15 protein-coding genes and 1 tRNA gene are annotated in these 12,832 nt (G+C 70.4%); 8 read left to right on the top strand and 8 right to left on the bottom strand.

The genetic code is table 11. The annotated features are described in order from the left end of the window. Positions 1-10: 10 nt before the first annotated feature. Both EDF63_RS13005 and EDF63_RS12995 read left to right on the top strand, forming a co-directional pair. Positions 11-1,078: a mechanosensitive ion channel family protein gene (locus tag EDF63_RS13005; protein ID WP_123313435.1), complete on the top strand. Its 1,068-nt coding sequence runs from the start codon at positions 11-13 to the stop codon at positions 1,076-1,078. Positions 1,079-1,164: 86 nt separating this feature from the next. After that, a complete protein-coding gene (locus EDF63_RS12995; protein ID WP_260233124.1) occupies positions 1,165-1,626 on the top strand; it encodes a globin in 462 nt (153 codons plus the stop codon). A gap of 170 nt (positions 1,627-1,796) precedes the next feature. Here EDF63_RS12995 and EDF63_RS12990 read toward each other — a convergent pair whose 3' ends face one another. Both EDF63_RS12990 and EDF63_RS12985 read right to left on the bottom strand, forming a co-directional pair. Beyond that, positions 1,797-2,639, bottom strand: coding sequence for an NAD(P)H-binding protein (locus tag EDF63_RS12990; RefSeq protein ID WP_123313434.1), 843 nt, complete (start codon positions 2,637-2,639; stop codon positions 1,797-1,799). 37 nt (positions 2,640-2,676) lie between these two features. Further along, positions 2,677-3,378: a hypothetical protein gene (locus EDF63_RS12985; RefSeq protein ID WP_123313433.1), complete on the bottom strand. Its 702-nt coding sequence runs from the start codon at positions 3,376-3,378 to the stop codon at positions 2,677-2,679. Positions 3,379-3,425: 47 nt separating this feature from the next. On the opposite strand from EDF63_RS12985, the gene EDF63_RS12980 reads away from it, so the two are divergent. After that, complete coding sequence (locus EDF63_RS12980) at positions 3,426-4,289, top strand: acyl-CoA thioesterase II (protein WP_123313432.1); 864 nt, start codon at positions 3,426-3,428, stop codon at positions 4,287-4,289. Here the strand turns inward: EDF63_RS12980 and EDF63_RS12975 are convergent. Next, a complete protein-coding gene (locus tag EDF63_RS12975) occupies positions 4,276-4,731 on the bottom strand; it encodes a thioesterase family protein (RefSeq protein WP_123313431.1) in 456 nt (151 codons plus the stop codon). The genes EDF63_RS12980 and EDF63_RS12975 overlap by 14 nt on opposite strands. Positions 4,732-4,763: 32 nt before the next feature. Further along, a complete protein-coding gene (gene ettA, locus EDF63_RS12970) occupies positions 4,764-6,449 on the bottom strand; it encodes an energy-dependent translational throttle protein EttA (RefSeq protein ID WP_111086790.1) in 1,686 nt (561 codons plus the stop codon). A 190-nt stretch (positions 6,450-6,639) separates the two neighbouring features. On the opposite strand from ettA, the gene EDF63_RS12965 reads away from it, so the two are divergent. Continuing rightward, entirely contained in the window at positions 6,640-7,365 is a 726-nt protein-coding gene (locus tag EDF63_RS12965; protein WP_123313430.1) for a hypothetical protein, read from the top strand. 23 nt (positions 7,366-7,388) lie between these two features. Here the strand turns inward: EDF63_RS12965 and EDF63_RS12960 are convergent, their stop codons facing one another. From EDF63_RS12960 to msrA, 3 genes are all read right to left on the bottom strand, one after another. Continuing rightward, entirely contained in the window at positions 7,389-8,090 is a 702-nt protein-coding gene (locus EDF63_RS12960; protein ID WP_123313429.1) for a single-stranded DNA-binding protein, read from the bottom strand. Between the two features lie 123 nt (positions 8,091-8,213). Beyond that, complete coding sequence (locus tag EDF63_RS12955) at positions 8,214-8,417, bottom strand: methyltransferase (RefSeq protein ID WP_111086793.1); 204 nt, start codon at positions 8,415-8,417, stop codon at positions 8,214-8,216. Between the two features lie 37 nt (positions 8,418-8,454). Next, entirely contained in the window at positions 8,455-8,982 is a 528-nt protein-coding gene (gene msrA / locus EDF63_RS12950) for a peptide-methionine (S)-S-oxide reductase MsrA (protein ID WP_123313428.1), read from the bottom strand. A 174-nt stretch (positions 8,983-9,156) separates the two neighbouring features. Between msrA and EDF63_RS12945 the strand changes: the two genes are divergently transcribed. Beyond that, the gene (locus EDF63_RS12945) at positions 9,157-9,423 is read left to right on the top strand and encodes a hypothetical protein (protein ID WP_123313427.1); all 267 of its coding nucleotides are present in this window, start codon (positions 9,157-9,159) and stop codon (positions 9,421-9,423) included. Positions 9,424-9,512: 89 nt separating this feature from the next. Beyond that, positions 9,513-10,841 carry a hypothetical protein gene (locus EDF63_RS12940; protein WP_123313426.1) on the top strand — a complete coding sequence of 443 codons (1,329 nt, stop codon included), beginning with the start codon at positions 9,513-9,515 and terminating at the stop codon, positions 10,839-10,841. A gap of 75 nt (positions 10,842-10,916) precedes the next feature. On the opposite strand, the gene EDF63_RS12935 is transcribed toward EDF63_RS12940, so the two are convergent. Next, a tRNA-Arg gene (locus EDF63_RS12935) sits at positions 10,917-10,989 on the bottom strand. A gap of 112 nt (positions 10,990-11,101) precedes the next feature. Between EDF63_RS12935 and EDF63_RS12930 the strand changes: the two genes are divergently transcribed. Together EDF63_RS12930 and EDF63_RS12925 are read left to right on the top strand one after the other, a co-directional pair. Further along, a complete protein-coding gene (locus EDF63_RS12930) occupies positions 11,102-11,917 on the top strand; it encodes a cytidylyltransferase domain-containing protein (protein ID WP_123313425.1) in 816 nt (271 codons plus the stop codon). Further along, positions 11,914-12,786, top strand: a complete 873-nt coding sequence (locus EDF63_RS12925) for an N-acetylneuraminate synthase family protein (RefSeq protein WP_123313424.1) — start codon at positions 11,914-11,916, stop codon at positions 12,784-12,786. Before EDF63_RS12930 ends, EDF63_RS12925 begins: the two co-directional genes overlap by 4 nt. The last annotated feature ends 46 nt before the right edge of the window (positions 12,787-12,832 follow it).

Here is a 12,832-nt window from a genome sequence, read left to right as displayed (position 1 = left end):
CGTCCGGATCATGAGCCTCGCTGCAACCACCGATGAGACCACGAAGGTCGTCTCGAACGCCTTCACCGACTTCGTGACCACCTGGCACGACGCGATCGTCATCGTGATCACGATCCTCGTCGCCGTCGTCCTCCGGCTGATCCTGCGCCGAGTGATCCGTCAGGTCGTCGACCGCGTCGTCTCCGGCGTCAAGAAGCGGCAGGGAGCGACCGACACGCAGGCGCTCATCGCGTCGCCGGTGCAGACCGCACGCGTCGTGCAGCGCACCCGCACACTCGGGAGCGTCCTGCAGAACCTGGCCACCGTCATCGTCGTGGTCATCGCCCTCGTCGTGATCATCCCGCTCCTGGTTCCGAACGCCGCAGTCGGCATCGTCGGTGGCGCTTCGCTCGTCGCCGCGGGCCTCGCTGTCGGCGCGCAGTCGATCGTCAAGGACCTGCTGTCCGGCATCTTCATGATCCTCGAGGACCAGGCCGGCGTCGGGGACGTCGTCGACACCGGACAGGCAACGGGCGTGGTCGAGAACGTCGGGCTGCGCGTCATGCAGGTGCGTGACGTCAACGGCATCCTGTGGTTCGTGCCGAACGGCCAGATCCTGCGCGTCGGCAACCTGTCGCAGGGTTGGTCACGCGTCCTCGTCGACATCACGGTCCCCTACGACACCGACATCGACGCCGTGCAGGACGCCCTGCTCGCGGCCGCGGTCACCATGTCGCAGGAGCCCCGCTGGCGCCAGCGCATCGTCGAGAAGCCCGAGATCTGGGGGCTGCAGTCGATCTCCGAGGACGGCATGGTCTTCCGGCTCGTCGTGAAGACCCGCGCGTCCGAGCTCGACGTCGTCGGACGCGAACTCCGCGCCCGCCTCAAGCACGCCGTCGACGACCTCGGCGTCACCCTTCCCGCCATGGCGATGATCATGCCCGAGGGCTGGGAGAACGCGACCTCGATCAACGGGCTGCGATCCGTCCAGACCCGGCCCACCCCGGCACCGACCAAGCCGCGCCGCACCAAGCGCAACGTGCTCGGGCAGCCGATCCGCACCGACGACCACCACGACGGTGGGAAGGACCCCCAGTGACCGATACCACTCCCCCGAGCAACGGCCCCGGCAAGTCCGGTGGGGCTGGCGGCCTCGGCATGCCCGGCGGGGCTGGCGGCCCCGGCATGCCCGGCGGGGCTGGCGGCCTCGGCGTGCCCGGCGTCCCGGCGCAACCGATCACGCTGCGGGTCGGCGAGCACGGGGCCTCGGCCGCCGGCTCGCTCTTCGACCGCATCGGCGGCGCTCCGACCTTCGACCGGCTCGTCCGCCGCTTCTACGAGGGCGTGCAGCACGACGAGGTCATCTGGCCGATGTACCCGGCCGACGACCTCGAGGGCGCGATCTGGCGCCTGTCGGCCTTCCTGCAGCAGTACTGGGGCGGGCCGGGCACCTACAGCGAACAGCGCGGACACCCCCGGCTGCGCATGCGGCACAACCCCTTCCGCATCACGTCCGAGGCCCGCGAGCGGTGGTTGCACCACATGCGTGAGGCCGTCGAGTCACTCGAACTCGCGCCCCTGGACGAGGCCGAGCTCTGGGCGTACCTCGACCGCGCCGCGCACGCCATGACGAACACCTTCGACTGACCCCTGCCGGCAGGTCCTGACTGCCCGCAGGCCCTGACCGCCCTTCAGGTTCCAAAATCTGCACATCTCGGCGGCCCCTCGCGCCGTTCGTGGAACCTCGGCGAACGGTGCGCGGCGTGTTGTGGAACCTCGGCGGCGCTGAAGCCGTCGTCGAGGGCCGCTGGTCGTCCTCAGCGCACGTACGAGCCGGTGGCGAGGTCCTCGACGAGGGACGGGTGCGTCGGGTTCCAGCCGTACGCGGAGCGGGCATGTGCGCCGGAAGCCTCCTGGTGCAGGAGCAGGGCCTCGGCGAACGTCGTGCCGAGTCGCTCACGCGAGGCGTCGACGCTCTCGGGGACGACACGAGCGCCGTGCGCCCCAGCCTCGGCGAGCTCGCGCACCGTGGGGTTGTCGCCGGTGGCGGCGACGATGTAGCCGTCCTGCTCGGCCCGCTCCAGCGCGAGGACGTAGAGCTCGCCGAGGTCGTCGACGTGCACCGTGGTCCAGGGCTGCGAGCCGTCACCGACCAGGGTGACCGGCTGCGTGCCGTCGCTCACGAACATCGCGGGGATCCCCGCACCGTGCCCGTACACGATGCCCGGGGCGACGATCGTGGTCCGCGCGTCGCTCGCCCGGACGGCTGCCTCGTTCGCCGTGCGCCACGACGTCAGCTCGGGCGGGTCGATCGGCGACTGCTCGGAGATGTCCGTCGAGTTGCCGAAGGTGAAGATGCCGCCCGTGTGCACGAACGGCTTCGGGGTGCCGGAGTAGGCGCGGAGGACCGTCGCCACGAAGTCGGGGTCGACATCGGGAGCGGACGCGGTGTGGACGACGCCGTCGGTCTCGTGCAGCAGCCGTTCGACGACCTCGGTGTCGGTGACGTCCTCGACGAGGGCGTGCCCGCCGGCGTCACGGACGCGCTGCGCCTTCTCGTCGGAGCGCACGATGGCGGTCACCTGGTGCCCGTGGGCGACGAGGGCGCGGAGGACGGAGGAACCGATGTAGCCGGACGCGCCGGTGAGGAAGACGTGCATGCCGCCAGCCAACCACCCGGGCAGGACGCGACGCTCGCTACGGGTTCAGGGTCCAGGCGCGGCGCTTGACGAGGACGTGCCCGCGCGACGTCGTCAGACGGCTCCACGGACCCGTCTCGAACAGTCGGACGGGGTCGTGACCGAGGAAGCCGAGGCTCTCCCCCGCGAAGCCTGCACCAGCGGGCAGGTGCTCGATGCCCGGCACCGGACGGCCCCAGACCTCGGAGCGCACCTTGCGGATGATCGCCTCGCCCGCGTTGGTCGGGACGGCGTCGGCGACCTCGGCGATGCCGTCGCGGGTGGCGCGGCGCAGCAGCTCCGGCGAGATGTCCGGCAGCGGCACCCACCCACCACGAGGCGGTGAGATCGCTGCCCAGGTCACGGTGTGGACCTCGTGCGGGAGCTCGACCTCGATCGGGGTGGCCCGCGTCGGGTCGGCACCGTCGGCGTGCTCGGCGTCCTGTTCCTCGGCGAGGAGTCGCAGCCGCTCGAGCAGCGACTGCAGCGGCACCACGGCATCGATCGTCGCGGGCTCGGTGAGCGAGAACGTCCGGAGTCCGAGGACCGTCGGCAGCTCGTCGAGGAGCCCGAGGGGGTAGAGGATCGCCGTGTAGACCGCGAGGACGCCGGAGTCGGCGATGAACCGGACCGAGCCGTCCTCGATCCGAGCGGCACGTCCGAGGTACGTGCGGAGGTCCCCGAGGGAGGCGGCGTCGGGAAGCGTGAACGAGGTGCCCATGTCGCACCGATCCTACCGGCGCACCCTGTGTTCGTAGACTGCACCTCGTGAACGGCGAACCCGACTTCCTGCGGACACTCCGACTCGAGGACACCGGTGCGAGCACGGGTGAGACGATCCTCACCGGCGCGAACCACTGGTCCCCCGGCGGGCGGGTGTTCGGCGGCCAGGTGCTCGCCCAGTGCATCGTCGCCGCGCAGGCCACCATCGAGGGGCGTGACATCCACTCGATGCACGGGTACTTCCTGCGCCCCGGTGACATCGACGTGCCGATCACCTTCGGCGTCGAACGCATCCACGACGGACGGTCGTTCGCGACCCGGCGGGTGCAGGCCTACCAGCGCGGCGTGCCGATCTTCTCGATGATCGCGTCGTTCCAGGTGCCGGACACCGGGGTCGAGCACCAGGACCCGTACCCCGTCGACACCCCGGAGCCGGAGTCGTTGCCGTCGGCCGCGTCGATCCTGTCCGCCATCGACCACCCCGTCGCCAAGGCCTGGGCAGAGCGGTCGATCGACCTCCGGCACGTCGAGGGCCCGGTGTTCGTCGACGTGCAGGGCGAACACGTCCCGCACCAGGCGGTCTGGTTCCGCGTGCAGGGCGACCTGCCCGACGACCCGGCCCTGCACCGCGCGGTCCTCGGGTACGCCAGCGACCTGTCGATCCTCGAACCGATCATGCGGCGGCACGGTGTCGCCTGGGGCACACCCGGCGTGAAGAGCGCCAGCCTGGACCACGCGATGTGGTGGCACCGCGACGGTCGGGCCGACGAGTGGATCCTGTACACGCAGGAGTCCCCCAGCGCCCAGGGCGGCCGGGGACTCGCGTTCGGTCGGATGTTCTCCCGCGACGGCCGCCTGCTGGCGACCGTGGCGCAGGAGGGCATGATGCGGGTGCCTACGGGCGGCTGAACTCCACCGGGGCCTCGAGGTACGGCTCGCACGCCGTACGCTCGGCCTCGGTCAGCCGCCGAGGACGGTTCGTGGCGGCGTCCACCATGACGAGCGCCGTCGTCGCCCGGGTGTAGAGCTCGGCCGGCTGCTGCCCGACCGGCGACCAGACCTCGTACGACACGTCGATGCTCGCTCCACCGAGGCGGCCGATCCACATCTGGATGTCGAGCGGCTGGCGGAGGTACGGGATCGACGCGAGGTACTCGAGACGCTGTCCGGCGATCACCGTCATCGTGCCGGAGCCCGGCCGACCGTCGATGATCGGCTCGGGCAGGCTGCCGTCGTCCGTCAGCTCGCCCGCATCCGGCCCCCAGAACCCCACGATGCGCGCCTCTTCGAGCAGGCGCAGCATCGCGGAGTTGTTGACGTGACCGTAGGCGTCGATGTCGCTCCACCGCATGCGGATGGGAGCGTGCAGTCTCGCCACGCGGGTCAGTCGCGGGTGAGCTTGCGGTACGTCGCGCGACCGGGCTTCGCGGCGTCGGCACCGAGGCGCTCGATCTTGTTCTCCTCGTACGCCTCGAAGTTGCCCTCGAACCAGTACCAGTTCGGCGTGCCGTCCTCGTTGAGGCCTTCCCACGCCAGGATGTGCGTCGCGATGCGGTCGAGGAACCACCGGTCGTGGGTGATGACCACGGCGCAACCGGGGTACTCGAGCAGGGCGTTCTCGAGGCTGCCGAGGGTCTCGACGTCCAGGTCGTTCGTCGGCTCGTCGAGGAGCAGCAGGTTGCCGCCCTGCTTGAGGGTCAGCGCGAGGTTCAGACGGTTGCGCTCACCACCCGACAGGATGCCGGCCCGCTTCTGCTGGTCCGGGCCCTTGAACCCGAACTGCGAGACGTAGGCGCGGGACGGGATCTCGGTCTTGCCGACCTGGATGTAGTCGAGCCCGTCAGACACGACCTCCCACAGGTTCTTGTTCGGGTCGATGCCGCCACGGCTCTGGTCGACGTAGGAGATGTCGACCGTGTCGCCGATCTTCAGCGTGCCGCCGTCGAGGGGCTCGAGGCCGACGATCGTCTTGAACAGCGTCGTCTTGCCGACACCGTTCGGGCCGATGACGCCGACGATGCCGTTGCGGGGCAGCGTGAAGGACAGGTCGCCGATGATGACGCGCTCACCGAACTGCTTGTGCAGCTTCTCGGCGTCGATGACCTGCGAGCCCAGACGCGGGCCCACGGGGATCACGATCTCCTCGAAGTCGAGCTTGCGGGTGCGCTCGGCCTCGGTGACCATCTCTTCGTACCGGGCGAGACGGGCCTTCGACTTCGCCTGACGGCCCTTGGTGTTGCTGCGGACCCAGTCGAGCTCCGAGGACAGGCGCTTCGCGAGCTTCGCGTCCTTCTTGCCCTGCACCTCGAGGCGCGCACGCTTCTTCTCGAGGTACGTCGAGTAGTTGCCCTCGTACGGGTAGAGGCGACCACGGTCGACCTCGGCGATCCACTGGGCCACGTGGTCCAGGAAGTACCGGTCGTGGGTCACGGCGAGGACGGCACCGTGGTACTGCTGCAGGTGCTGCTCGAGCCACTGCACGCTCTCGGCGTCCAGGTGGTTGGTTGGCTCGTCGAGCAGGAGCAGGTCGGGCTTCTGGAGCAGGAGCTTGCAGAGCGCGACGCGACGCTTCTCACCGCCGGAGAGGTGCGTGACGAGTTCGTCCCCCGGGGGGCACTGGAGCGCGGCCATGGCCTGCTCGAGCTGCGAGTCGAGGTCCCACGCGTCGGCGGCGTCGATCTCCTCCTGCAGCGTGCCCATCTCGGCGAGGAGCGCGTCGAAGTCGGCGTCGGGCTCGGCCATCAGCGCGGAGATCTCGTTGAAGCGGGCGAGCTTCGCGTGGATCTCGCCGACGCCTTCCTGGACGTTCTCGAGCACGGTCTTCGTCTCGTCGAGCTCCGGCTCCTGCATGAGGATGCCGACGGTGAAGCCCGGCGTGAGCTTCGCCTCACCGTTCGACGGCTGGTCGAGACCGGCCATGATCTTCAGGATCGTCGACTTGCCGGCACCGTTCGGTCCCACGACGCCGATCTTGGCGCCGGGGAGGAACGACATCGTGACGTCGTCGAGGATCAGCTTGTCGCCGACCGCCTTGCGGGCGCGGACCATCTGGTAGATGTACTCAGCCATATCGGCCCCAAGTGTAGTGACACCGCCGGTGCGTCGCGCGCCCGGAACCGGATCGCCGCTTCGCGCACCCGACCGGACGGGGGTCTGTCGGGATCCGTGGCGACGACGTAGGTTGTCCTCGCCAACCACCTCGGGGCCCGTCGCTCACCACGACGCGGACCGGCTCAGGATCACGGACGGGATGACAACCATGACCAGGCACGCCACACGACTGCGCCGACTCGCGCTCCCCTTCGTCGGAGCGATCGCGCTCACCGTCGCCCTCGTCGCTCCGGCCGCGCCGGCATCGGCCGCCGGAGCCGTCCCGAAGGGCGACCCCTACCTGCTCTACACGGCGAGCATCAGCGCCAGCGGGTCCGGCACGGGGTACTCGTCGTACATCAACGTCCACGACGCCCACAACAACGCCTACTCGTTCGGCATCCAGTCGGACAAGGGGTCCCCCGAGAGCAAGGGCAAGCCGCGCTACATCTGGGAGCGTGTGCAGAACGGCAAGTTCACCTACGGCTACCTCGGTCCGGCGACGAACAAGCTCACGCCGATCGGGATGCGCTGGTACAAGAACGACGTCGCGACCATGATCGTGAACCACAAGACGATCGGCACCCTCAAGCTCAACCTGGACGGCCGGCTGTTCTTCAACGCCGAGGCGAACGCCCGCCTGAACGGTGACGTCGTGCACTCGACCGTGCAGAACACGCGCATCACCGTCGGCGACCGCAAGGGCCAGATCGGGCTGAACGGCAAGTGGGACACGAGCTTCTCGTTCCACGGGCTGAAGGCGACGCAGACGAACAAGCCACGGATCCAGGGCGCGAGCTTCAAGATCGACGGCCGGGTCGCCGGGCTGCCGCGCGGTGGGAACTGGGACACCGAGCAGGTGTCCGGCATCGCGATGATCGCGCAGAAGTGGTGACCGTCCGGCGCGTCTGACCGGGTTCACGCGGCGACCCCCGTGAGGGGTCCGTCGTCGTCCGCTGATTCGGGGTCGAACGCGGCACCGTCCTGTTCGAGCATGCGCTCCGACGGCCCGACCGGGTCGGCGTCGTCGAGTCCGTGGTCGATCCCGGAGTCGTTCCCCTGGTCGGTCCCTGGCTCGAGCCCGTCCTCGTCCTCGCGGTCGGCACCGGCACCGGCACCGGCACCGGCCTCGTGCTCGGTGTCGTGCTCGTGCCGCGGGCCGTCGAGCGCCGGAGCAGCGACCAGGCCGCCGCCGTGCACCTCGCCGGTCCGAGGGTCGACGCCCCGCACCCCGCCGTGCCCGGACGTCGTGTCGTTCACCTGCCGCGGCACCCGGACCCAGTTGCTGATGCCCCACGCCAGGTCGTGCCCGATGCCGTCGGCGTCGATCTCGACGGACGTGCCACCGCGGCCGTCGCGCTCCCAGGTGCGGATCCGGACACGGCCGGACACGACGATGCGGTCGCCCTTCTTCAGGGACTTGAACACGTTCGACGCGAGGGAGCGGAACGCGGTGACGGTGTACCAGTTGGTCGCACCGTTGACCCAGGCGGCGCTGGCCCGGTCCCATCGGCGTGACGGTGAGGCGAGGCGCAGGCTCGTGATGGCGATGCCGGTCTCGGTGACGAGGTGACGGGGTTCCGTGGCGACGATTCCGCAGACGGTGATGATGTCGTTCATGCGTCGATCGTCATCGAGCCCGGGGCTGCCGAAGCAGCCCCGGGCTCGATCTGTGGCGTGTGGACCCGATCAGGCGACCTGTGGAGGACGAGTCCCCCGGGCCTCCTGTCCGGCCCTGGACCGCTAGTGCGCTCGGAACTCGGGCCGCGCCGCGAGCGGCCCGAGCGCGGCGTGGACCGCACCCTTCGCGGACTCGAGCGACGGGTAGAGCCCGCCGGTGCGCCCTCGTCCGTAGAGTTCGACCTGGAAGCCGTCCGCGGCACGGTGGATGCTGCCCACCGCACCTGCCGGACCGATCGCGACCCAGGTCCCGGTGTTGTTCGTCATCGTTCGACCACCTCCTCGTGGCCCCGACGCCCGAGGATCAGGACGCCAGGATGTACTGACTGTAGGCCTTGCGGACCTTGTTCACCTTGGGCAGCGCGACTGCGAGGCAGTAGCCCTGGCCGGGGTTCTTCGCGAAGAAGTCCTGGTGGTACTCCTCCGCCGGGTAGAACGTCGTGAGCGGTTCGATCGTGGTGACGATGCCGCCGTCCCAGATCTCGGATGCGCGCGCGATCGCCTGCTCGAACAGCACGCGCTGGGGGTCGTCCACCGGGAACATCGCCGACCGGTACTGCGTGCCGACGTCGGCGCCCTGCCGGTTCAGCTGCCGCGGGTCGTGCAGCGTGAAGAAGACGTCGAGGATCACGTCGGCCGGGATCACCGTCTCGTCGAACGTGACCGCGACGGCCTCGGCGTGACCGGTCGACCCGGTGCACACCAGCTCGTACGAGGGGTTCTCCACCCGACCGCCGATGTAGCCGGACTCCACGTCCTGCACACCCTGGAGCGTGCGGTACACGGCGTCGAGACACCAGAAACATCCACCTGCGAGCACGAACGTGGTCATGGCCACAACCTACCTCCCGGAGTCCGGCAGCGGACCGGGCTGCGGACGGCCCGCACCGGGGACATCCCCTCCACAGCGCGCTGCGTCCGTCCCACCGTCCACGATGCGTCGGCAGAGCCCCGGCGTGTCGGTGGTGGCCCGTAGCGTCGGGACCACACCGACCAGGAGGCCACGATGCAGACCACGACCGAACCCGCACTGCGGATCCGCTCCGTCCCGCTCTCCCGGTCGCGCGGCGACTACCGCATCCTCGACGTCCGCGACGACCTGAGCCGTGTGACCCGCGCCAACGGCGAGATCGTCGGGTACGTGGACCGCATCGACGTCGCCGGTGACACCGCCTACCGAGCCCGTCGCTACGTCGCCGCCGAGCGTCGGTTCGTCGAACTGCCGAACGTGTGGTCCGCCGACGACGCCGTGGACTGCCTCCGCTGGTCATGATGTTCCAGATTGGAATCATCTGGGATCGGATGTGCGGAACGCCGTTCGTCCTCCCCAGGGCCTGACCGTTTCGTGAGTATGGTGCGCGCATGGACTGGTGGAACGACCTGACCGACTGGACTGCGTCCGACGACGGGTGGCGGGTGATCTCGGGTGCCGTGATCCCCTTCGTCGCCATCGTCGTCGCCGGCGTGATCGCGGCGCTCATCGGACGGGGTGCGACCAAGCGGGTCGTCGCCCTGCAGGAGCGTGAGTCGAAGAACGCCGCCGTCGCGGCGATCATCTCCGCGGCGCGCAAGGCCGCTGCCTGGGGTTCGCTCGGGCACGACGAACGCGGGTACGCGGACCACCTGGCAGAGGACGCCGACATCCGGCTCCGGCTGCTCCCCGTGCAGGGTGCGCCCCTCGCCGCCAGCTGGGCGCAGCACGAGATCGCCGACATCAAGAAGAACTCGTCGACCTTCAGCTTCCAGGCCGACCAGTCGCTCGCCGAGTTCCGCGACCGCCTGCTCGAGTGGCAGGCCCGCCCGGGCCGCGCCCGCAAGCTCTTCAAGGCCGACCTCGAGCGCTGGAAGTTCGAGTCCCCCGACCCCGATGCCGACCTGATCAAGCGCCAGCAGGACTGGAACGCCGACCAGAACGGCACCGCCCGGCCGCAGCGCCCGACCCCGGCGGCTCCCGCACCGGCGGCTCCCGTCGAGCGCCCCACGCCGACGACGACGTCCCTGCGTCCGGCGCAGCGAGCAGCAGGAGCTCCCACCTCCGCACCGTCGACCCCGGCCAACGCCGGGTCGACCCCCGGCGGTGCACCCCCCGCAGCGCCCGCTGCCTCCGCCGCCTCCACTCCCGCAGCTCCCGCGGCAGGACCCGGGTTCTCGGTGAAGCGCGGTGGGTCGGACGCCAACGCCACCCGCTCCTACGGCGAGAACACCACCCGCGTCTACGGCGACGACACCGCGCCCCCGGTACGCCCGGCACTCGGCACCCCCACGTCACCCGTACGCTCGACCCCGACCCGCGGGACCGACGACACCGAGGTCGTGGACGACGACGCCGTCACCCAGGCGTTCGGCGACTCCGACCGGGTGACCCCGGCCCGCAGCACCGACCGTCCCGCGTCGTCCGCCGTGGTGACGCCGACGCCGACCTCGGCCGACGCGCACGTCAACCGGACCCCCGCCAACGACGTCCCGACGGCCCAGGCGTCACCGGCTGCTCCGTCGTCCCCGGCTGCCCCGGCGTCCGCCCCGGCCCCGAAGGTCGAGACCCCGGGCACGACGAACACGACGTCCATCCCGACCCGCATCACCCAGGCCCCGGCGGAACCGACCGACGCGAACGAGACGTCCGAGGCGCCGTACACGCAGCCGATCAGTGCCGCCGAACTCCGCCGCCGCGCAGCGGACGACGACGAGTAACGGGCCAGGACACCCAGCACCCGCTCGAACGAGCAACGGGCCGCCATCCGATCGGATGGCGGCCCGTTCGCGTCGTGCCCCCGGCAGGAATCGAACCCGCGGCACGGTGGGTAGAAACCACCTGCTCTATCCACTGAGCTACGGAGGCGAGCGACGTCGATTCTAACCGGGACCCGCCGGCCGAGCGGTTCCGGAACGGTTCGGCCCGCGTCTGCTCGCAGTTCGCCTCCGGGACACCCGCACTTCGTACCGTCCGGGAGATGCACTCCTCTCCCACCGTCCTCGCCGTCGTCCCCGCGCGCGCCGGCTCGAAGGGCATCCCGGGCAAGAACCTGCGGACGGTCGCCGGCCGGTCGCTCGTCCGCCGGGCCGTGGAGTCGGCGCGGAGCGCGGCACTGATCGACGCCGTGGTCGTCACGACCGACGGCGACGCCATCGCGGCGGAGGCACGAGCAGCCGGCGCCGACGTGGTCCGACGGCCGGCCGACCTCGCGGGCGACGAGGCGTCGTCGGAGTCCGCGCTGCTCCACGTGCTCGACGAACTCGAGGCCGCGGGCACCGGACTGCCCGAGGTCCTGGTGTTCCTGCAGGCGACCTCGCCGTTCATCGACCCGGATGACCTCGACACGGCGATTCGGCGCGTCTCGGAGGGGCACGCCGACGTCGTGTTCGCCGCGGCGCCGTCGCACGCGTTCCTGTGGCGCGTCGCCGCGGACGGTTCAGCCGTCGCCGTGAACCACGACGCCGCCACCCGTCCGCGTCGCCAGGACCGCGCGGCCGAGTACCGCGAGACCGGCGCCTCGTACGTCATGCGGACCGATGGCTTCCGGCAGCACCGGCACCGCTTCCACGGCCGCGTCGAACTCATCGCCGTCGACCCCGCCGGCGCGATCGACATCGACGACGAGACGGACCTGATCGTGGCCGAAGCCACGGCCGACGTCACGGCCGAAGCCAGGTCCGAAGTCGCGGCCGACATCACGGCCGACGCCACGGCCGGTGCCGTCGCTCCCCAGACCCAGGACCACGACCCATCCCCGACGCGGGCAGCCCCCGCACTGAACGGAGCACCATGACCGTCACCATCGGCACGTCAACGATCGGCGCTGGCCACCCCGCGTACCTCATCGGCGAGATCGGCCTCAACCACAACGGGGACGTCGACATCGCCAAGCAGCTGATCGACGTCGCAGCCGACGCCGGGCTGCAGGCCGTGAAGTTCCAGAAGCGCACCCCGGCCATCGCCACCCCGGAGCACATGAAGAACACGCCCCGCAGCACCCCGTGGGGCGAGATGACCTACCTGGAGTACCGCTACCGCGTCGAGTTCGACCGCGACCAGTACATCGAGATCGGCGACCACGCGACCCTCCGTGGTCTCGACTGGTTCGCGTCGCCGTGGGACGAGCCGTCCGTGGACTTCCTCGAGGACCTCAACGTCGTCGCGTACAAGATCGCCTCGGCATCGGTGACCGACCTCGGGATGCTCGCCGCCGTCGCCGCGACCGGCAAGCCCGTCATCCTGTCGACGGGCATGTCGACCCTCGAGCAGATCGACGCCGCCGTCGACGCCCTCGGCACCGACCGCCTCGTGCTCATGCACGCCACGTCGACGTACCCGCTGCCCGCCGAGGAGGCGAACCTCCGCATGATCGACACCCTCGCCCACCGCTACTCGGGCGTGCCGGTCGGGTACTCCGGCCACGAGCCGGGCCTGCAGATCTCCATCGCCGCCGTGGCCCTCGGCGCGACCGCGGTCGAACGCCACATCACGCTCGACCGCACCATGTGGGGCTCGGACCACGCGGCCTCGCTCGAGCCGCACGGCCTGAAGACCCTGGCGCGGGACATCCGCATCATCGAGACGGCACTCGGCGACGGCGTCAAGAGGATCTTCCCCGGCGAGCAGGCACCGCTCGCCAAGCTGCGCCGCGTCGGCGCGTGAGCGGATGCAGTCCCCATCCAACCGCCGGCGAGCAGGCACCGCTCGC

The sequence above is a fragment of the Curtobacterium sp. JUb34 genome, assembly GCF_003755065.1.
GTDB lineage: Bacteria > Actinomycetota > Actinomycetes > Actinomycetales > Microbacteriaceae > Curtobacterium.
The sequence above is the reverse complement of the archived record's forward strand: the minus strand, read 5'-3'. Positions and strand labels throughout refer to the sequence as shown.